Origin of the sequence: Citrobacter sp. Marseille-Q6884 (assembly GCF_945906775.1) — a bacterium.
In the GTDB taxonomy this organism is placed as follows: Bacteria; Pseudomonadota; Gammaproteobacteria; order Enterobacterales; family Enterobacteriaceae; genus Citrobacter.
The window spans coordinates 1339719-1360717 of record NZ_CAMDRE010000002.1; the positions used below are offsets into that span (position 1 = coordinate 1339719).

A 20999-nucleotide genomic window follows, 5' to 3' on the forward strand; every position below is an offset into this window, starting at 1 on the left:
CAGCATAAAGATATAAATACCTGTGCCGATACTGGATAAAAGTTAGCCTTTTACAGAAGGAGTTTGTATGGCCTGGTATCCCACTCGTATTTCAACTCGCCTGACCATCGGGGGCATACTGCTGCTTGCAGTCACCACCCTGGTAATTGTGGCGATTATGCTCTGGCGCGGTCAGCCGCGCGTCGTTGAGATCAATTCCGACCTGATAGAAGAAACGGGGCAAGGTTTAACCCGTCAATTGAGTACCGTGTTGTCACGTATTGAGGGTGAAACGGTCAGTTTGTCACGGCTGGCAGAAGTGCTGCCTAACGATGAATCTCTGTATCAAAGCGTCGTCCCGCATCTGATTGGCGAAGATAAAAACTCGATTATTACCGGCGGGGGGATCTGGCCAGAGCCTGATGCATTCACCGCAGGCGTGGAGCGGCGTAGCTTCTTCTGGGCGCGTAACGCCGAGGGAAAACTGGTATTTTCTAATGACTACAACGCAGAAGGCTCCAGCGGTTACCACAACGAAAGCTGGTATCAGCATGCGAAGGGACATTCGCAAAATAATTGTCTCTGGTCTGATGTTTATCAGGACGCCAGTTCTGGCGTAAACATGGTGACCTGCAGTATTCCTTATCTGCTGGCCGGTAAGTTTGCCGGGGTAGCGACGACCGATATTCGTCTGGATAACGTCGCCACCTTTATGCAACAGCAAGGAAACAGTACCGGGGGGTATGCGTTCGTGGTGGATAAGCAGGGGCAGATCCTGTATTTCCCACAGGCAGATAAAACCAAAGATAAAACCTTTAGTGAGCTGGCGCGTAGCGCACAGTGGCTTAGCCCGGTGGAAAAGGGTCTGAAGTCGCTTCGTGCGACGGAGGGAGTGAAAACCATTACGCTCGAAAAGGACAACCTGCTGAATGCGCCATCACGGGTGATGCTGTTCCCGATGGCGGATACCGGCTGGGTCGTCGGTCTGGTGACACCGGAATCGCGGATTGTTGGTTTAGCCAAAGTGATGATGCAGGACGTGCTGGAAGTCTTGATTCCGGTCATGACTCTCTTGCTGGCGGGCTCCTGGCTGGTGGTTCGCAGACTGATCTCCCGTCTGGACGATACCCGTCGTGCGCTCGATGACATCGCGCAAGGAGAAGGCGATCTGACCCGAAGACTGGATGTGCGCGGTAAAGATGAGATCTCCGATATCGCCGAGGCATTTAACCTGTTTGTTGATAAGATTTCGGCCATTCTGATCACCGTCAGAAGCAGTAGCGTGGTGGTGGCAAATAACGCAGTCAGCCTGGCAGACAGCAATATGGAACTCTCATCACGCGTGACGCAGCAGGCAGCGGCGCTGGAAGAGAGCTCCGCTGCCATGGAACAATTAAATGCGACCGTTCATCAGAATACGAGCAATACACAACTGGCCGATGAGCTATCTGACAGCACCGCGCAAACCGCTAACCGCTGCGGCGATGTCATGCAGGGCGTGATCTCTACGATGGATAATGTCAGCAACTCGTCAGGAAGAATGGTGGAAATTGTCGCGGTCATCGACAGTATCGCATTCCAGACAAACATTCTGGCGTTGAATGCCGCCGTTGAAGCGGCAAGAGCGGGTGATGCAGGCAGAGGATTTGCTGTCGTGGCTTCGGAAGTTCGCACCCTGGCGCAGCGCAGTGCAACAGCCGCCCAGGAAATCAAAGCGCTGATTGATGAGTCTGTTTCCCATGTTGGCAGCAGCAGTCAGCAAATTCACCATGCCGGGGAACGTCTGGGAGAACTGGTCAACAATGTGCGACAGGTTCGCCAACTGATGGGCGAGATTCGTGTCGCAGGCGAAGAGCAGCGAAAAGGAGTTTCCGAAGTTACGCTGGCGGTGACGGAAATGGACAGCACTGTGCAACAGAACGCTTCGTTAATTGATGACGCCGCCGCGCGAACACAGGCACTCAAAGAAGAGGCCGAACAACTGGCCTTGCTGGTCTCTTCATTCAGGTTGCCTGAACCGATCAGCGCCTGATAACACTATGAACGCTCTTTCGAGGGCGTTCTTATTTTGTAGCCCGTCACCTCTGTTAAATCCTTTATAACGTGGCTTATGGCCGATTTTCTGACATATCTCCCTTATTTTGTGTTTTAATCGACTTTGCGATTTAATCCTCATAACTCTATAATATTGTGTGTAAATGCCGATTTTTACACATAAGGCACATTATTATGGATTTAACACTTCATACACCAGACGATATCGTCAAGCTGCTTTGCGACCGACTGCGCAAAGAACGCCTGGCCAGACAGATGACGCAAGCGGATGTGGCTGCCCGTTCGGGAATAGGGGTAAACACCGTATCCAACCTGGAAGCAGGTAAGAACGTAGGCTTTGAAAGCCTGGTCAAAGTCGCCATGGTGTTAGGTTATGGCGAGGCGCTGGAAGATCTGTTCAAGCCTAAAATTGACAGCCTGGACGATATCTTGCGTTACGAGAAGAGTGCCGCACGCCAGCGGGTGAAAAGGAAAAAATCGGATGCCTGAACAAATCGCGATCTTTTATGAAGGCTGGGGTGAAAAATGGCTCTGGGGGAAACTGGTTTCCTCAACCGCACTGACCGGACGCCCTTTGATCGCATTCGAATACAGTGACGACGCCATTCGCAAAGGTCTGGAGCTATCCCGGTTAACGTTGCCACTGAATGGACCGCGTCTGCGCAGAGATTTCCCCGCTCATCAACTGGGATTACCCGGCCCGGTGTATGATTCGCTGCCCGATGGTTGGGGCATGTTACTGATGGATCGTTTATTTAAACGTCGCGGATTACACGCTGCACGCATTGGCCCGTTAGAGCGATTAACCTGGGTCGGTAACAATGCGATGGGCGCCATGACGTTCCAGCCCGTGCAACCCGAGGCTGAACAGGTCTCGAGGGAAGAGGTTCCTCTTGACCAGCTGGCGTCTGAGGTTCAGGAAGTGCTCAGCGGTGAAGGCGGCGAGTTTTTGCAAAAACTGCTCCAGATGGGGGGATCGCCGCAGGGAGCCAGACCCAAAGCACTGCTTTATCGTGACACTGTCACGTCTAAATTCACAACATCTCCGTTGCCCGGTGCTGAAGCATGGCTGGTAAAATTCCCGGCCAGGCATGAACATGCCGAAGTTTGTGCGATCGAGGCGGTCTATGCTGAGTGCCTGCGGCAATGTGGGATCGCCACCCCCGATACGGCCTATTTTACGCTGCCGGATGGGCAGGCCGCATTTGCGACGCGTCGATTCGACCGCCAGCAGGAGATGCGTATTCCTATGCAAAGTCTGGCAGCCCTTACCGGAGCCAATTATCAGGTTCCTGGCGCGCTCGATTACCGAAGCTTTTTACGCGCGACCCAAATATGCACCAATGATGTCCGGGAGAAAGCGAAAGCCTTTGAACGCGTTGTCTTCAATGTGGCATTTAACAACCGCGACGATCATCCGAAAAACTTTGCTTATTTAATGTCGGCAGAAGGCAACTGGACGCTGGCTCCGGCGTATGACGTCACCTACTGCGATGGACCGGGGGGATATCATCAAATGGATGTGATGGGAGAAGCGCTGGATATTGAACGAAAACAACTTCAGAGACTTGGCGAACAGGAAGCTGAACTCTCCACCGAAAAGGTGAACGAGATTATCGACAGGATCAGTGAGTATGCCGCCGCATGGAGTGACACGGCCAAAGACACATACCCTGAGCAGATCACACCGGCCACCCTGAAGGCCATCCAGAAACAAATTAATGAAAATGTCCGCCGCTTAGCGGTGTAGCGGCGGACACCCTCCACATTAACGTCCCCAGCGATCGCGAATATAGGTCACCGCATCCTGGGTTTGTGGTTGATTAAGGTAATCTTCACGAAACAGGATCGTGCCGTTAATGTGGGGTTCTGACTCATTCAAATCGAGCTGTTTTTTCAGTTCCGGCACACCGCCTTTGACGGCCCAGTCGGGCTCTTTTGATGACGGCTCACCCACCTTATACAGTGCGACCCCGATATACAGACGGGTGTTGGTTGATTTCACCACGTCAGCCCACCATTTCGCCAGCACGTCATAACGCGCGGCATCGCGGGCGAAAGGCCAGTACAACTGCGGGGCGATGTAATCCAGCAAACCTTGTTGCACCCAGCGACGGGTATCAGCATAAGATTCATCATAGGCCGCAGCACCCCGCGTGTCGGAGCCCGCGGGATCGTGCGAACGGTTACGCCACACGCCTGCTGGACTGACGCCGAATTCCACTTCGGGTTTACTCTTTTTAATGGTCTGCGAAACCTGCTCTATCAGCCGTTGCGTGTTATACCGCCGCCAGTCAGCTTTGGAGTCGAATCCCTGACCGTACTTTCTGAAGGTTTGAGAATCGTTAAGCGCAGAGCCGGGGGACTCGGTATAGAAGTAATCATCAAACTGCACGCCATCGACCGGGTAATTCTCGACAACCTCTGCCACGATGCTGGTGATCCAATCCCGCGCTTCAGGAATGCCCGGGTCGAGCACAAAACGTTCGCCAGATGTGCGGATCCAGTCCCGGTGCAGGACATATACGCTGGCAGGATGCAAAGACAGTGTGCGGTTGAGTTCAGCTACCGTTGATGGCTTCGTGTTAACGGAGACACGATAGGGGTTAAACCAGGCGTGAACTTTCATGCCGCGTTTGTGGGCTTCGTCGAGCATAAACTGCAGCGGATCGTATCCCGGATCTTCTCCTATCGTGCCTGTCAGCGTGTCTGACCAGGGCAGGATTTTAGATTTCCAGAGCGCGGTGGCGTCCGGTTTCACCTGGAAGAAAACGGTATTGATCCCAAGACGTTTCAGGTTGTCCAGCTTATCGGTCAGGGCTTTCTGCTGCTGGCTGATACGTACAGACGGTGAACTGATGTTAACCGAGGAAATCGGCGGCCAGTCAAGACGTGACACCGTTGCCAGCCAGATACCGCGAACCGGCTCCTGGCTACGCTGAGGTTTTGTTACCGGAGGTTGCTCCGTAGGCTTTTTCGCTGGCGGCTCAGAAGAGCAACTGCCAAGTAAAAGCATGCTGCCGACAAGCATCGCAAACCATTTTACGTTGCTTATCGGGAGCAGATTGCGTGAACGGGCAATGAATGTCGCCCATTTTTTCTGATGATGACGTGAAAGAAAACCGGGTGCTGACATCTGATATGGCTCTTATTTTTTCTTCAGGCGGCTGTTTGCCCAGGGATCGATAGCAGGCACCGTGCTTTTTATCGGCGCCACGTCATGCAGGGAATCAAGATACAGTGCTTCAACTTCTGCGCGAGCCCACGGTGTACGACGCAGAAACTTTAAGCTGGATTTAACACTCGGTTCATTTTTAAAACAGTTGATGTTAATGCGTTGACTCAACTCTGCCCAACCAAAGCGATCAACCAGCGCATTGACCTGCATCTCAAGCGTGACGCCATGTAAGGGATCTTTAGAAATATGCGCGTTCATATGAAGTCCAGTTCGATGTATCCAGATTGAAGGGTTCTTGTAGTAGGCTTGCGAAGCGAAAGGTTACAAGAAAGCAGGGCGACCAGCAATGTATAAACAGGCATGGTGCCCGCAAAGGCGCACCATGGTTTGTCTCGCTGAACAAAGGGAGGCGATCAATACTCTTTAAATGCCAGTTCCAGACGGGCAATTAACGGCTTGAACAGATAACTTAAAAAGGTTCTTTCGCCCGTTTTGATCGTCACGCTGGCGGGCATGCCGGCTTTGATTTTGTAATCGCCCAGCAAACGCGCCCCTTCGGAAGAGACCTGCACTTCAGCCAGATAATAGGGCTGCTGCGAGGCTTCATCAATTAAGCGGTCAGCCGAGATCGTCAGTACGCGGGCCGGAACGGACGGCAACAGCGCATGGTTTAGAGCAGGGAACAGAACGTCTACGGTCAGACCGGGCGCCAGTTTATCAATGGCATGCACGGGGATTTTGGCATCGATCTGCATAGGTTGCCCGGCGGCGACAATATCCATCAGATGCTCACCGGGCTGAATAACGCCCCCGATGGTACTGACCTTAACATCCAACACGACACCATTAATCGGCGAGCGAATTTCCGTGTTATCCAGTTCATGGCGGGTGGAAACCAGCTCATCTTCCAGCATCGCGACCTCTTTCTGGTTTTCAGTAAGCTCAGATTCGACTTCCCGCAGATATTGATGGCGCACCTGATACGCTTTAATTTTCAATTCATTTTGCTGAGATTTTAGCTTGGCAATATTCAGAATATCTTCTGAGACACTGCTGGATATTTCAGCAGCCTCGCGCTCAAGCACCAGCAATTGCGCTTTGGGATAATAGTTCTTCTCACTCAGCGCGCGAATAGCGCCTAATTCCCGGTTAATCAGGTTGAACTGGTGGTCACGATAACCCTTTATTTTGTTTAAGTTATCCGTCTGGCCGACCAGCCCATCGAGGGTTTCCTGAATCATCGATAATTCATCCTGAATCGTTTTGCGCCGGGTATCAAAGAGTTTGGCTTGTAAATTCCTGACCTCCGCCAGACGCTTATTACCGGAGAATTGCTGTGTCAGCGCCTCATTGAACGCAATCGTCTCCAGACCATCCCGTTCTGCCAGCAGACGGTCTTCAATGCTTTTTGCCGAAATATACTGTGCGTTGAGTGCGCTAAAGCGCATGTCGAGCTGCATTTTATCCAGACGCACCAGTACCTGATTCTTTTTAACGATGTCGCCTTCTTTAATAAAAATATCCGTTACCCGTCCACCGCTCAGGTGCTGAATGGTTTTCCGATTGCTCGACACGGTTACCGTGCCATCTGCGACCACACCGGCATCCAACGGGGCTTGCACCGCCCACAGCAGAAATCCCCCCACGCCGAGCACAATCACGATGATTCCGCGAAGGATCGGCGACCAGATGTTGGTATCCACACCGTCTGGACTGGTATTTTCGGTGCTTTTGTCGTTCTTTTTCATCTTCATGCCTCGCGTTTTTGTTCAGTGTTGGATGAAGAAGAGGTCGCCACCGGTTTTAAAATATTGGCCTGTCGCAGATTGGCAAAGACCTCGTCGCGACTACCAAATGCCTGAATGGCACCATCGTTAAGCAGTAATACCTTGTTGACCACGCCGAGCAGTGTGGGGCGGTGTGAGATAATGACGGTGGTTTGTCCCTGTGTTCGCAGGGTATTAATGGCTTTGACGAGGGCAAATTCACCGGCGTCATCAAGATTGGCGTTGGGTTCATCAAGCACCAGAAATGCCGGATTGTTGTAGACGGCGCGAGCCAGTCCAATGCGCTGACGCTGACCGCCCGATAGCTGGTGTCCGCCAGCACCCAGCAACGTGTCATATCCCTGAGGCAGTCGCAGGATCATCTCATGAACACCCGCCAGCATTGCTGCGGAGACGATCAGTTCGCTGTCATTCTTCGTGAAACGGGCGATGTTTTGCGCAATCGAACCGTCAAACAATTCGACATCCTGCGGCAGATAACCTATAGACGGGCCAAGTAAGGTTTTGTCCCACTGGCAGATGTCAGCGCCGTCCAGTCTGACTTTTCCCGATAGCGGCTTCCAGACGCCAACCAGTACCTTAGCCAGCGATGTTTTTCCCGACGCAGAAGGGCCGATGATGCCAAGGACTTCGCCTTGTTCAAGCTGAAATGAGATATTGCGTAACATGGGAGTATGAAGACCGGGCGCAGCGGCAAAAACACCTTCAACGCTGATGTTCCCTTTTGGGCGTGGCAGAGGCAGTACCTCTTTCGGCGCAGGATACTCTTTGAGTAAATCGGATAACTGTTTCCACGCGCTACGAAACTGCACAAACTGCTTCCAGCTCCCGATAACCTGTTCTACCGGGTTCAGGACGCGCCCCAGAATGATGGACGCCGCAATCATTAGCCCCGGGGTAATTTGCCCCCCGATCACCAGCAATGCACCTGCACCCAGCGCAATAGATTGCAACAGGACCCGAACGAAGCGACCCAGGCAACTGAGTCCGGTGGTTTTATCGGCTATCTGCGTTTGCAGCATCAGTACTTTGTTATGTTGCTCCTGCCAGTTGAGTTTGAGGGTAGAGAGCATCCCCATCGCTTCAATGGCATCGGAATTCTGTAACTGTTTATTCAGCCTGCTGGCATTATTGATGGTTAACGCATGGGCTTGCTGGATAGGGCGTTTGGTCGAAATCTCCGAGACCAGCGTCAGGACAAATAGCAGCGTTATCCCACCCAGCGACAGGTATCCCAGCAACGGGTGGACAAGAAAAGCGATGAATAAATAAACGGGCGTCCACGGAATATCCAGCAGCGCAAACAGACTATTCCCGGAAAGAAACTGGCGTATCTGATCAAGTTCGTTTAAAGACTGCGCAGGGTTATTATCCCCGGTTGCGATCTTTCGTTTAAAAGCAGAATGAAACACCAACTGGCTGAGCTTTATATCCAGCCGGTTACCCAAACGAACCATCACCTTTGCACGGGCAGACTCAATCATGGCAATGATGATGTACAGGCCGACAATTAATAAGGTTAACATTAACAGCGTCGTGGTATTTTTACTGACCAGAACGCGGTCATAAACCTGTAGCATATAAATTGCCGGCGCCAGCATAAGCATATTAATCACACAACTAAAAAACAACAGCATAAGGAAAGTGGGTTTCGTACCTTTTAATGCATCATTCAGTTCTGTTGGCGTATGCTGGCGCGACATAGTCTTCTCCTTATACGATCAATGAACTATTGCCATTGTTGCTGGCAAATGTTGTGGGGACTTCCAGATAAAAATCACCGATATTGACGGTGGTTGAATTGACGCCCACTAACGTAATGGTGTCCGCACCGATGGTGACGACGGTATTGCCGTTACTGCCGCTGATAGCCACGCTGCTGGCAAAATTACCTGCGTTAATGCCCAGGAATACCAGATCCAGATAGTCCTGACCGCCGTTGGGGTTGCTGTCGAAACCGGTGATACGATCCTGGCCAAAGTTTGCGCTAAAGGCGAAGATGTCATTCCCGGTACCGCCATCCATGACGTCATTTCCTGCCTGACCGTTGAGGATATCGTCGCCGCTTCCACCGGAGAGCGTATCGGCACCCGCACCGCCAATCATGACGTCATTGCCTACGCCGCCCTGCAGGTTATCCGCGCCATCGCCCCCATCCAGGAAGTCATTTCCGACACCGCCAGACAGCTGATCGTTGCCGCCCATACCAAACAGTTGGTCATTACCATTTCCGCCGGTAATCACGTTGGCAAGACCGTTCCCGGTACCAATAAAGCTGCTGCTTCCGGTATACACCAGCTCTTCTACGTTATCGGTGAGGTCGTAACTGCTGAGGTTGGTGCGGACAATATCGTATCCGCCATTCAGGCCTTCAATTACAGCATCACCCACATCATCAACGATATAGGTGTCATCGCCGGCTCCGCCGGTCATGCTGTCCGCCCCCTGACCACCGTCGAGCGTATCGTTACCCGCATCACCCTGTAGCGTGTCTTGTCCCGTTTCACCAGACAGGTTGTCGTTCCCGGCACCGCCGACTAACAGGTCATCGCCCGCACGTCCAAACAGGCTGTCATTACCGCCTTCGCCACGCAGGATGTCACTCCACGCCGTACCTGTGAGCGTGTTCGCGCCGTTCGTCCCCACCATAAGGTCGCCGATGGGTTGGGTGGTTGTTGAGGTCAGAACCACAGGGGGGTTGCCTTCGTCATCCACAACGGTGACCACCACCTGCAATGTTCTGCCCACCATCGCCTGGCCAGGCGTGTAGGTGGCCGCTGTAGCACCGTTGATATTGACGAACCCGGTCGGGGAACTCATCCGCCATTGGTAGCTAAAATTACCACCGCTCAGACCGTCAGCATCGGCAATGCCCGATACGATTGCGGTCAGCGTCAGGCTTTCCGTCGGCGTCAGGTCATTGATGACCGGCAAACCGGTTGTCGCCTGATTTCGTGGCAAGATCGCCTGAGTCTGCGCCGATACCAGGGTTTCCGCATCACCCATCCGGTCGTTAAAGCTGGCAACAACGCGCAGTGGCGCACCCTGGATTGACCCCGGCACTCTGAACTCCGCACCGGTTGCCTGATCGCGCCACTGACCGTTAACCAGTGCCTGCCAGGTCATCGTGATCGCCACATCCGCGGCGAGACCGTTGCCGTCCAGCAAATTCGCGACGTTAACACGAAGCAGGTCGCCCACCGAAGGCGCCCCCTTACTGATGGTAAGATCCCCCGTCGCTTTTTGTGCCGTCACCCACAGTTGTTCACCGTTACCAAACTCCAGTTTTTCGATGTTCAGCAAGCGGTCGATGCCGTCATTAAGATTCAATGCGGCATCTGGCGTCGCGTGGTTAACCCGCAGGCTACCGTCTGCCATACGGGTAAAGGCATAGTTGCTGCTGATATCGCGATACACCGCAACGTCAGTTTCAGTGCCATCACCGTCACGGAGAATTTCACGCACGATTGACAGTTGATTCGGTTTCAACGTGCCGGCCAGCATGTAAGATTTCAACTCGGCCATACTTTCGGCACTGGTGAGACCCGCCATACCGGTCACAGCAATGCGCACGTTCAGCCAGGCATCGCCATCAATAATGTCATTGCCCGCTTTACCGGTAATGCGGTCGCTGCCACCGCCGCCGAGCAAAATGTCGCTGCCATCATCAGGGTTCAGCAGCACCGCATTAGGGTTAGCAGAACGCTCTACGCCGAGAATCGCCTGCAGACCATTGATTCTGTCTGCGCCTTCCTGAGTCAGGTTGTTGGAGAGGGGAACACCCTGAACCGGCGCCGTACCGATAGGCTGTTCAGTCCCGATCAACACATCGTTGTGTTTCCATCCCGAGAGTCCTTCAACCAGGTCAAAACGGTCACGCAGAATAAACTCCTGCTGGTTAACGAAAATAGGGATCCCGAGGTCGGAGTTCGCGCCGTTCGGGTCGCCTTTATGGATGGCCCAGTCGAAACCGGCCATACCGTTGTTGCGCTGAATACCCGCGCCCTGAACCATGATGTCGTCACCGGCCTCGCCATCGTAGTCAGTATCGTTACCCTGACCATTCAGAACATCGTGGCCAATGATCGTACTGTTGAAGAACAGCTCGGAGTTGTCCCCGGCGAGGGTATCGAATCCATCACCGCCTTCCAGCCAGTCATCGCCTTCATTGCCCAACAGGAAATCTGCGCCTGAACCGCCGAGTGCAAAGTCGTTATCCTGACCGGAGAAGACTTCCTGCGCATCTTCGCCGACCACCACGAAGTCACTGCCAGTGCCGCCAAAGACCAGATCGTTACCATTACCGGAGAAGATGACGTCATGCCCGGCATCACCGTGCAGGAAGTCGGCATCACCCACCGGCGTTCCGGTGTCTGTAATGATGTCATCACCGTCACCGCCATGAACGACGTCGGCTTCATCGCCACCATCAAGACGATCATCGCCGCCATCCCCCCACAGACTGTCGATACCTTTACCACCGATCAGCGTGTCGTTTCCGGCAGTACCCCCGAGCACCACGTGTCCGTCACCGGTATATTTAAGATAACCACCGTCAGCATGGCCATCGTTATTCACATCCGCGCCCGGATCACGGCGTACCAGCAAAGGCGTGAGCAGGTCTTTCAGTGGGTTACCCCATTTGGGGTCGATCTCTGTTTGCAGCACACGGTTCACTTCGAAAATATGATCCGGGGTCTGGAAGAGATTCGCCGGCAGGTGAGAGGAACCCTCATCCCCCAGATCGCTGTTACGCATGACCAGCGCCGAGAACGAGTTCGCCTCCAGTTCATTGAGCAAATTCAGTCCCTGAACGCGGCTCAGATAGTAGAAACGGTCGCCGTCCTGCAACATTTCCATTTGCGTTTCAAAGACAAAGTTGAAGGTTGAGCCGAGCATGCCGCCAAACTCGTTTTTGCGTTCAGCAAGACCGCCAATCCAGAAATCCACCATATTCAGGCCGGTTTCTTTGGTCGCCCATGTCCCCGTACTGTTGAAGAAGTCCATTGCATCTGCTGGTGGGGCGTTGTTTTTATCCCCAAACAACAGGAAGTTAACGGCGGCGCGTTTACCTTCGAGGGAGGTGGCGTTGAGGATCAGCTCGTGCTGACCGTACGCGGCCATAAAGTTAATGATGGAGGCGGGGTTTTTCAGGTACGTTGTAAAATCAGCCCAACTGGTATAGGGCCGAAGCTGGCTGTCTCCGCTTAAGGCAAAGAACTGTTCGCGCGCCTGGTTCAGTGTCGGCATCGCCGTATCACGTCCGCGGGCGATGTTAAGCGCACCTAAATCAAGCGGTAACCCGATGAGGTTATTACGCAGCGCATCGGTAATAAACTCATCGATCTCGTTACCAACCTGTCGCGTCATACCGCGTACAATCGCGCCAATGGCCTGATCGTCGGTAACGGTAGCCCCGTTAATTTGGTTAAAGGCCACCGGGTTAAGAAACGCTGAAATCAAGTCGATATCACCGTTTTGCATATTACTGTCGGTGCGCGCCACGGTTTCTGTGAGCATCGAGTGCCCAAAACGGTAAACCACATGCGCAAACTCAGCAAAGATTAGCGGGTTAATATCAGCCGTATTTGAGAAGACAAACGGATCAACCGCGGGTTGTACGGTACGTGCAAACTCCTCGAACACAAGGTGCTGGTACTGCATTTCTGTGGAGAAGCGTCCCGCCTGGAACAGATACTCACCGTTCCAGACCAGCGTACTGGTATCGGCAGGCAATTCCGTGATTTGGTGGTTCGGCATCAACCATTGGTTGATCAGGTCAACGTCGCCGGTTTCCAGCAGGGTCGTTTTATATTGTGTTCGCTGTGGAACACGGCATGTACCGCCGTTAAGCCAATGTTTTCATTCCCACGCCCGTCGCCGGTAATGAAGTGGCGGTCGAGCAGTTCATTGTCATAGGTTCCGGCAGCTTGTACGCCGCCAATATCCCCGTCCTCATCGGCGATGAGACCTTTCGGGACCGCGGTGTGTGCAATATCATCCAGAAACGCATGCCCGGTGCGGAAGGTATCTGCGGGTAAGACGTCACCGTTGGCTTCAACCAATCCGCCTTTCGTAGCAATTTGTACTTTACCGTTCTCACTTAATATCAAATTACCGTAGCGGTCAGTCGCCAGCAGTGGGACATTAAAGACATCCTGATCGGTGAGTTTAATGCCCAGCAAGGTTTCAGCCTGATGTTTGACGTCAGCCCAGGTTGCAAGACCACCGTTAGCGCCGCCCAACAAATTACCGGTAGGCTCGGGTTTTCCGTCTATTAATACGTATTCACGAATGAAAATCTGATGCGAAGGGTGGGAAGTGTAGGTTTGGTTTTGATCAATAAACGGGGTCGTGGTGTTGATTGTTTCACGATTTTCATCAACCGTTGCCCGGGTTAGGATCATAAAGTTATTGGGGGACCCTTCTTCATATAATGGGTCATCGGGTTGTAATGGAATAAAGACAATGCCGTTTCCCCCTTTAGGGATCAGATCCAGACCGTGATCAAAAAACTGACCAAAGAACGTCATCCAGCCGTTAAAGGCGGGGGAGAGGCCCACATCAGGAGACTGGTTAGGAATCGACAAACTGCCATTTTCAGAGACGGTTCCACCGCCGGGTTCACCTTTTAACGCGTTGAATACGTCAAGCGCGGCCGGGTTAGAGGCTGTCTGGTCTGAGATTAAGTTACTGATAATACGGGGATCTGCATCTACAACCATTCCCCCGAGTTGGAAATAGCTGGTTCCCAGATCGGCATCTTGCCAGTTTAATACCGTTAACCTCGGCATTGTCTGATCGGCAGAACCGTATAACTCCTGGCCTGGTATCAGACTATTCCAGGAACCATCGACAGTACGTAATCCGTAGGGTAGCAGTGGGCTGGAGACTGATTCACGAAGCTCCTCGCCATTGATGGAACCGTCCGGGTTGGTGGCGGCTTCAGAGATTTTGATCTGCTTGAGAATAAACGCAAGATCGTGCAGTGTGACAGTAAAGTCATATTGTGAGGCCATAAATAATTACCCCTATCTTTACCTTGAATTCGCTATCATCACTCAATTCTGCTGTTTACATATAAACATGAGAATGAGTCGTATTTGATGCTTAATTTTAATTAACGCCAAAATCCCTTTATTCAAATAGCTAAGATATTCACTACGTATTTAGAGTTATTCTCCTGACGTTTTTACTTAGCGTAATAATGTATTCACCTCACTTATGTATTCAGTTATACAGGGGTAGGGGGCCGTGTCCCGTTGAATTTTCAGGTATATTCAGGGCACACGTTTTCGGAAGACGATGTCTTCACAATATTTAAGTTCTTAGCGTTTTTAGCTCGCATTACATTTTTGTTATGATCATAACTATGGATTTTCCGTGAACGACTTCACTCATACTTTTTTATGAATAATATTGAATTTTCATTTCTTTACATTTCAAATAATGTCAATTTATTTTTACGCTATAGATGATGCACTTAAGGAATACATGCCTCGACATTGTCTTCCTGGCAGCCTTTAAGACGCCACTTACCATAATAACTCTGTCTTAGAGAGTCTTTTTCACCTGATATAAAATGATGGGAACTGAAGTGTCCTGGATGGACAGGGAAGGTTGCTAATTGTCATAAATCTGCTCACAGGCGACAAATTCGATCTTCATCTCTGCTTAAATCAGGCTTGCAATGCTTACTGTATACTCCTGCATTCACCGATCTCATCGCCTTTATTATTAGACACTCCCAATAAATCTTACGCAATGAACCTTATTACGTGCCAATACCCGGTATATCGGGGGCATTTTGAAACAACAGAAATGCATTTATGTGATAGCTCATATTATTAAGTAATGAAAATCATGCGTGTTGTCTCATTTTTATAGAGTTAAGAAAAATTTTCTTATCAGCATGGGATTTTGTATTAACTCAGCAAAAACAAAGCATTACACCACCTTAAGCTCATCTTTTTCTTATTTAAGATCGCTCTTTATGTTATTTGAGAAAACAAAGGTTTTCATTATTGGGAATTTTCTTAAACTAGCAGTCATCGTAGGGTTACTCCTATGATGCTACAAGACCTTACTGGCCTCTTTGTCAGACGCAAATAAATATTCCGATTTTCGCGGAGGGGTGCTATTGCGTTGCATTGTCAGGATGTCAGTGTATTTCTTTATTAAGGACAGATAATATGAAATTCAATATTTCTCACGCCAACCGTATATTTGTTGCCAGTAGTCTGGCGTTGTTAATCACTCAGACAGCGTATGCGGATTCAGCGAATACCATCACGTTTAAAGGTGAAGTGACAGAGCAAACTTGTGAAGTCACCGTTAACGGTGTAAATGCGCGTCCCGTGGTATTACTGCCATCGGTGGCTAAAAGTGAGCTGGCAAACACAGCCTCTTCTGCAGGACTGACGGCCTTCACCCTGGGTGTTACAGGTTGTACTCTCGATACTGATGCGCTGGATATCAAAACGGTTTTCGTTGCCAATAATATGACCGAGCGAGGTAATCTCGCCAACACCGGTACGGCGCAAAACGTAGAATTACAGCTGATGACCGACAGTACGGGGACAACAGCAATTGATCTTCGCTCCGCAGCGCCGATTGACGGAATTACCGTGGCGGCTGGCAGTACCAGCGGCGAGCATGACTTTGCCGTACAGTATTTCAGCCCGAACGGCGGTGCGACCGCAGGGACGGTAATCGGCACTGTGCAGTACGCAGTCACCTACCTGTAAACGAGCCCAATGAGATGAAAGGATGGGCGTTCGTTTTGGCCGGAATGCTGATGTGCGTCGGCGCGCAGGCCAGCATCGTGATGACCGGCAGTCGGATTATCTATCCGGCAGACAGCCGGGAAGTCAGTGTGCAGTTAACCAACCATGACGATTTCCCCGGTGTCGTCCAGGTCTGGCTGGATGATGGCAACGCACAATCCGTTCCGCACACCGCAAACGCGCCTTTTGTCACGACCCCGCCAGTCTTCCGGCTGGCGGCCCGGACAGGGCAAACCGTGCGGCTACGTTATGTCGGTAAACCTGTCGCCCAGGACAGAGAATCCCTGTGGTGGTTCAACTTTATTCAGATCCCACCGACGGAAAAAGGTGCACAGGCTGATAATCAGCTACTGGTACTGATCCGCAGTCGCGTAAAAGTTTTAGTGAGGCCAAAAGGGCTGGTGGGCTCACCGCTGGAGATGGCGGGGAGCAGTCGGGTCTGGCTCGCGGATGGCAACCTGTTTTTGCACAACAACTCCGGTTATTACCTTGCTTTGTCTTCGCTTGACGTGAGCGGCGCGGGTAAAAAACAGCGAATTCAAAGTGAAACGGTTGCTCCCTGGGCAACGGTTTCATGGCCGGCAAAAATTACCCGGGTTACCGATGCGCAGATGCGCTGGATTAACGATCAGGGTGCGACCTTGACCGGACGTGTGGCGGTGGAGAATTCGGGTCATGTCCGCCATTAATCCGCACTGGTGGTGGTTACTTCTGTCCAGTACAACACCCGTTTTTGCAACCGATTACACGTTTGATGAGTCGTTATTGCTGGGCAGTGGTTATGAAAAAGGCCTGGCGCAGTTTAACGATCACGCGGCTATCGCTGCCGGGCGATACAGTGTGGATATCTGGCTGAACGGGAAGTTTGTGAGCAGAGAGGATGTGCTGTTTCAACAGAATAGCGAAGGTCAGATTGCGCCCTGTCTTTCGGCGAAATTCTGGAATGAGCAGGGTGTTAAGGCGACAACTGAACTGCCGGAGGATGCCTGTATTGAACCTGGCTCATGGATCAGTGGCGGGCAATGGGATTTCGACCAGGGTCTGCTGCGCCTGAATTTGAGCGTGCCACAGGCAGCACTTAAACGCGTGCCGCAGGATTATGTTCCTCCCTCGCAATGGCAGAGTGGCGAAAGTGTTTTGTTCAGCAATTACAACCTGCACATCTATCACAATAAAAATGGTGGACAGCAAAGCGATTATGGCTGGCTGGGACTTAACAGCGGCTTCAACCTGGGCAGTTGGCAATTTCGCCAACAGTCTTCTGCTAACTGGCGTCGTGATGATAATCGTGAAAGCCAGCGTTGGGACGCGCTACAAACCTGGCTGCAGCATCCTATCGCAAAACTGGAAAGCGTATTGACCGTTGGTGAAAGTTATACATCAGGTAATTTGCTTGGCAGCATGGCGTTTACTGGCATCAAGCTGGAAACCGATCAGCGCATGTGGCCACAGTCGCGTCGTGGCTATGCGCCAGAAATTCGGGGGACGGCCTCAACGCCTTCGCGCGTGGTGATCAAGCAAAATGGCCGCACGCTGTACGAAACCAGCGTGCCGCAAGGTCCTTTCGTGCTTGATGATTTACCGAATACGGCCTGGGACGGCGATTTGCAGGTTGAGATCACCGGCGCTGATGGCAACAAGAGTGGTTATACCGTGCCTTATGCCAGCGTGCCGTTGTCACTGCGTCCTGGTGCGTGGCGTTATGGACTGGTCGCAGGAAAAAACCGTGATTACAGTGCGGCCGACAGTTTATTTACCGATTTCACACTGGAGCGCGGGGTCACCAATTTACTGACTGCGAACGGAGCCTTGCGTATCGGTGATGATTACCAGGCACTGATGATGGGCGGTGTGCTGGCAACGACAATGGGGGCTTTTGGCGTTGATATCACCGGTTCGCAGGCGCGGGTCGCCTCTCAGTCCCTGAGTGGCTGGCGCCTGCAAACCCAGTGGAGTAAAACGTTCAGCCCGACAGGTACGCATGTGGCGCTGGCCGGGTATCGCTATTCAACAGAAGGTTACCGTGATTATGGTGATGTGCTGGGCGAGCGAAGTGTGAGAGGGGGCGACACGCAGTGGCATTCGGACACCCTGCGCCAGCGTAACCAGTTCACCGCGACGGTAAACCAGACACTGGGTGGATACGGAAACCTGTGGGTTTCGGGCTCGATGATGGATTACTACGGCGATCGGGGAAGCAGTTCGCAATTGCAGGCCGGATACAACACCACACTCGGACGCGTCACGCTTGGTGTCTCCTTTAGCAGGCAAGACACCTGGTGGCGCAATGGAAATGATACCCAGGCACAAACAGAGAATGTCGCCACACTCACGCTCTCGATACCGTTTGGCGTGGGTGAGCGCGAGCATACGCTGGCGCTTTCTGCGAGTCAGGCACAGCAGGCTGGGCGCAATGCGCAGATGGCGTTATCGGGCGCACTCGACAGTGAGGAAACGCTCAATTACGCGCTGTCCACGGGCTGGCAACAAGGGCAGGATGGCGCTGGCAACGTGAGCGACTGGAGCGGGTCTCTGCAAAAAAGTACCTCATTCGGCACGCTGAACGGCAGTATCTCGCAGGCACCGAACTATCAGCAATGGACTGCGGGTATGCGTGGGGCCGTCGTTTTGCACCGCCATGGCGTCATCGCAGGCCCCTGGGTGGGAGACACCTTTGCTCTGGTGGAAGCACCGGGCGCAGCGGGTGCCCGGGTCGGCGGCGGGCAGGGCGCCACCGTCAATAATGCCGGTTACGCCCTGGTATCGTCATTAACGCCTTATCGCTATAACAACGTGACGCTCGACGGTAGCGAAATGAACACCCACGCTGAACTACAAGAGAGTCAGCGACGTATTGCGCCGATGGCCGGTGCCGCCGTCAAATTGCGTTTCGCAACATTGTCAGGTTATCCATTGCTCATCACGGTGAACAGCAAGGTAACGCTGCCTGTAGGGATGTCCGTGACCGATGGGCAGGGGCGCGTGGTAGGTATGGTGGCACAGGGGAATCAGGTTTATGCCCGTGTGGAGGGAGAGCAGGGAAGACTGACGCTCGAAGGGGCTGATTGCACGCTACCGTGGGCACTTAACGAACAACAACGCACAGAACCGCTGATTGCATTAACGCTGACCTGCGTGGTGAAAGGATGATCATGAAACGACTTATTCTGGTGTTAGTCTTGCTTCCCTCGGGGGTACACGCGGCTTGCGAATACATTATCTATCCCTATAAATCCGGTAGCAGCAGTGCGCAAGGTTCGCATCGTCTCAGTTCCGCTACCGATGGCGTTGCGAATGACTGGCGTTCTGGCGGCGGCAACGATGCCTGGAACGGAGTGCTGCCGGGGCTCAGTAAATCGGTTGATATCACCAGTAACAGCAGTTTCCAGCCCGCAGGGACAATCCTGACATCCAGCGGTGGGATTCCGTTTACGACCTATGCACATAAGGGCGGGGGCTACGATCCAGAGCAGGTCTTTTTCCGCTGTACGCCGGATACCGCCGGGCAGCTCTATGAGGCCTGGTCAACCAACGGCGATGATGCTTATGCCGGCTGGTATGAGGCCACAGATGTACCAGGCGCCTATTTAACCGTGATTAAGAATGTTGCCTTGCGCCTGACCCATGACGCAACGGGCAGCGTCTTTACCGATAGCTGGCAACAACGCCCGTTGGAAAATCTGGATCTCGACGCCAATGGCAATTACCTGATTAAAGCCAAAAACTTTTCCACGATAAGTGCAGAGCTTATCAAAACGCTGGATACGCGCTATTACCTCAATCAGGCACAGTCCGCCACCTATAACGGTTATGTGAATCCCAATGCTTATGTGGTTTTTCGCGGGCCGGGAACAACGTCCTGGGGGATTAACATCGGGCAGCCACATCGTGGCGGCAACTGGGCCGGCTGGGCCAATGACTGGCCGTCGGTGATAAGCCTGTACAACAACGGGATCACCATCAAACGCGCGGCAATGTGCCAGGTTACGGACTTTACCCCGGTCGTGCATCTGCCTGTTATTACGGTAGCTCAACTTAAACAAGGGGAATATTCCTCTGCGCCTTTTCAGATAGGTTTTGCCTGCGAATCAGCGGTTATTTCGGGCGTTGCGACCGGGAAGAATAATGTGGCGATGGGGTTACTGGCACCCGAAAGTAGCGTCAACAGCGCCTGGGGTTTTAATTTGATCACCGGGAAAACGGTAACCTGGCTGCTTGATACGCAATACGGTGCGCCAGGGCATGCGCGTGGCGTTGGCGTGCGCGTTTATCGGGCCGGTAATCCTGTGAATTTTATGGCGGTATCGACAGCAGGCAGCGGCACAGAAGGCGGCTGGATGCCGGTTATTGGCAGCAATACGCAGCAAAATGGGAGTCAGGATGGCGTCAATTACTACAGTGAAACCTTCGAAGCTCGGCTGGCCAGTTTTGGGGCAGATACGGTAACCGCAGGGAGTTATCAATCACATGTACAAGTTTTATTGCGTATTCAGTAGCCTTTGGCTATTGGCATTTGACGTACAGGCAGCCGTCAATATCAACACGACCAGGGTTATCTTCAACCATGGAGAGACGCTACGTACAGTGATGTTAGTGAACGATGGCGGTTATCCGGTGGTGGTGCAAAGCTGGGTAGATGACGGTTCGCCAGAAAATGGGCCGTCACAAGCCAGTGCACCTTTCATCGTCCTGCCACCGGTACTGAAAATCCAGCCGGGAGATCAGCGAGAGCTGCGGATCATGACCACCGGTAAAGGGCTTGCCGACGATCGTGAATCACTATTCTGGCTTAACATTTATCAAATTCCGCCGGAGATGAGCACACCGTCAACTGGTGAAAAAGTGCGCTTAACGCTTCGAAATCAGCTAAAAGTCCTATGGAGACCTCAAAATACAGGTGTGTTAACTGAAAAAACCGTCAATCGTCTGAGCTTTCACTATCAAGATGGAGCGATTTATGCTGTAAATGAGAGTTCATGGAATATAACACTGGCAAATGTTTCTTCGGGAGACTATTCCACAAGCGGAATAGTGGTTTCTCCGTATTCCCGGCGTATGATTTTTAATTCAGCTGCTCCTGAAATGCGAGAGAATAAGATAAACTTTACAGTGATTAACGATGAAGGAAATCGTTGGGGATTTTCAGCTGTCGTGAATTAACAAAGGATGAACTCACTTCGACTAAACTGACAAAAATGCACATTCAGGGAACAT

The 20999-nt window shown here is 52.1% G+C and carries 12 protein-coding genes and 1 pseudogene; 8 read left to right on the plus strand and 5 right to left on the minus strand.

The genetic code is table 11. The features are described from left to right. The first annotated feature begins 67 nt into the window (after positions 1-67). The 3 genes from N7268_RS21625 (at position 68) to N7268_RS21635 (ending at position 3784) form a co-directional block, all read left to right on the plus strand. On the plus strand, positions 68-2011 hold the full coding sequence (locus N7268_RS21625) for a methyl-accepting chemotaxis protein (protein ID WP_260864416.1): 1944 nt from the start codon (positions 68-70) through the stop codon (positions 2009-2011). 197 nt (positions 2012-2208) lie between these two features. Continuing rightward, positions 2209-2523 carry a helix-turn-helix domain-containing protein gene (locus N7268_RS21630; RefSeq protein WP_260864417.1) on the plus strand — a complete coding sequence of 105 codons (315 nt, stop codon included), beginning with the start codon at positions 2209-2211 and terminating at the stop codon, positions 2521-2523. Then, positions 2516-3784 carry a type II toxin-antitoxin system HipA family toxin gene (locus N7268_RS21635; RefSeq protein ID WP_260864418.1) on the plus strand — a complete coding sequence of 423 codons (1269 nt, stop codon included), beginning with the start codon at positions 2516-2518 and terminating at the stop codon, positions 3782-3784. Before N7268_RS21630 ends, N7268_RS21635 begins: the two co-directional genes overlap by 8 nt. Before the next feature lie 18 nt (positions 3785-3802). Here the strand turns inward: N7268_RS21635 and N7268_RS21640 are convergent, their stop codons facing one another. The 5 genes and pseudogenes from N7268_RS21640 to N7268_RS21660 form a co-directional block, all read right to left on the minus strand. Beyond that, on the minus strand, positions 3803-5170 hold the full coding sequence (locus N7268_RS21640; RefSeq protein ID WP_260864419.1) for a glycoside hydrolase family 10 protein: 1368 nt from the start codon (positions 5168-5170) through the stop codon (positions 3803-3805). Positions 5171-5182: 12 nt separating this feature from the next. Then, entirely contained in the window at positions 5183-5470 is a 288-nt protein-coding gene (locus N7268_RS21645) for a VF530 family protein (protein ID WP_260864420.1), read from the minus strand. 155 nt (positions 5471-5625) lie between these two features. After that, positions 5626-6960, minus strand: a complete 1335-nt coding sequence (locus tag N7268_RS21650) for an HlyD family type I secretion periplasmic adaptor subunit (RefSeq protein ID WP_260864421.1) — start codon at positions 6958-6960, stop codon at positions 5626-5628. A 2-nt stretch (positions 6961-6962) separates the two neighbouring features. Next, positions 6963-8702, minus strand: a complete 1740-nt coding sequence (locus N7268_RS21655) for a type I secretion system permease/ATPase (protein WP_260864422.1) — start codon at positions 8700-8702, stop codon at positions 6963-6965. Positions 8703-8712: 10 nt separating this feature from the next. Next, positions 8713-14018: pseudogene (locus N7268_RS21660) on the minus strand (peroxidase family protein). A 1173-nt stretch (positions 14019-15191) separates the two neighbouring features. On the opposite strand from N7268_RS21660, the gene N7268_RS21670 reads away from it, so the two are divergent. From N7268_RS21670 to N7268_RS21690, 5 genes are read left to right on the plus strand one after another with little or no spacing between them, the layout of a single operon-like run. Further along, positions 15192-15746 carry a fimbrial protein gene (locus tag N7268_RS21670; RefSeq protein ID WP_260864425.1) on the plus strand — a complete coding sequence of 185 codons (555 nt, stop codon included), beginning with the start codon at positions 15192-15194 and terminating at the stop codon, positions 15744-15746. Positions 15747-15760: 14 nt separating this feature from the next. Then, positions 15761-16474, plus strand: coding sequence for a molecular chaperone (locus tag N7268_RS21675; RefSeq protein WP_260864426.1), 714 nt, complete (start codon positions 15761-15763; stop codon positions 16472-16474). Next, a complete protein-coding gene (locus tag N7268_RS21680; protein WP_260864427.1) occupies positions 16461-18935 on the plus strand; it encodes a fimbria/pilus outer membrane usher protein in 2475 nt (824 codons plus the stop codon). The genes N7268_RS21675 and N7268_RS21680 overlap by 14 nt, the downstream gene beginning before the upstream one ends. Before the next feature lie 2 nt (positions 18936-18937). Beyond that, the gene (locus N7268_RS21685) at positions 18938-20281 is read left to right on the plus strand and encodes a fimbrial protein (RefSeq protein ID WP_260864428.1); all 1344 of its coding nucleotides are present in this window, start codon (positions 18938-18940) and stop codon (positions 20279-20281) included. Then, positions 20253-20945 carry a molecular chaperone gene (locus tag N7268_RS21690; RefSeq protein ID WP_260864429.1) on the plus strand — a complete coding sequence of 231 codons (693 nt, stop codon included), beginning with the start codon at positions 20253-20255 and terminating at the stop codon, positions 20943-20945. Before N7268_RS21685 ends, N7268_RS21690 begins: the two co-directional genes overlap by 29 nt. Positions 20946-20999: the final 54 nt, after the last annotated feature.

What these genes read in the sequence shown, in the direction of transcription:
- N7268_RS21630 (WP_260864417.1), top strand. Translation starts at nt 2,209, where the DNA reads ATGGATTTAACACTTCATACACCAGACGATATCGTCAAGCTGCTTTGC.
- N7268_RS21685 (WP_260864428.1), top strand. Translation starts at nt 18,938, where the DNA reads ATGAAACGACTTATTCTGGTGTTAGTCTTGCTTCCCTCGGGGGTACAC.
- N7268_RS21625 (WP_260864416.1), top strand. Translation starts at nt 68, where the DNA reads ATGGCCTGGTATCCCACTCGTATTTCAACTCGCCTGACCATCGGGGGC.
- N7268_RS21640 (WP_260864419.1), bottom strand. Translation starts at nt 5,170, where the DNA reads ATGTCAGCACCCGGTTTTCTTTCACGTCATCATCAGAAAAAATGGGCG.
- N7268_RS21680 (WP_260864427.1), top strand. Translation starts at nt 16,461, where the DNA reads ATGTCCGCCATTAATCCGCACTGGTGGTGGTTACTTCTGTCCAGTACA.
- N7268_RS21635 (WP_260864418.1), top strand. Translation starts at nt 2,516, where the DNA reads ATGCCTGAACAAATCGCGATCTTTTATGAAGGCTGGGGTGAAAAATGG.
- N7268_RS21675 (WP_260864426.1), top strand. Translation starts at nt 15,761, where the DNA reads ATGAAAGGATGGGCGTTCGTTTTGGCCGGAATGCTGATGTGCGTCGGC.
- N7268_RS21645 (WP_260864420.1), bottom strand. Translation starts at nt 5,470, where the DNA reads ATGAACGCGCATATTTCTAAAGATCCCTTACATGGCGTCACGCTTGAG.
- N7268_RS21670 (WP_260864425.1), top strand. Translation starts at nt 15,192, where the DNA reads ATGAAATTCAATATTTCTCACGCCAACCGTATATTTGTTGCCAGTAGT.
- N7268_RS21650 (WP_260864421.1), bottom strand. Translation starts at nt 6,960, where the DNA reads ATGAAAAAGAACGACAAAAGCACCGAAAATACCAGTCCAGACGGTGTG.
- N7268_RS21690 (WP_260864429.1), top strand. Translation starts at nt 20,253, where the DNA reads ATGTACAAGTTTTATTGCGTATTCAGTAGCCTTTGGCTATTGGCATTT.
- N7268_RS21655 (WP_260864422.1), bottom strand. Translation starts at nt 8,702, where the DNA reads ATGTCGCGCCAGCATACGCCAACAGAACTGAATGATGCATTAAAAGGT.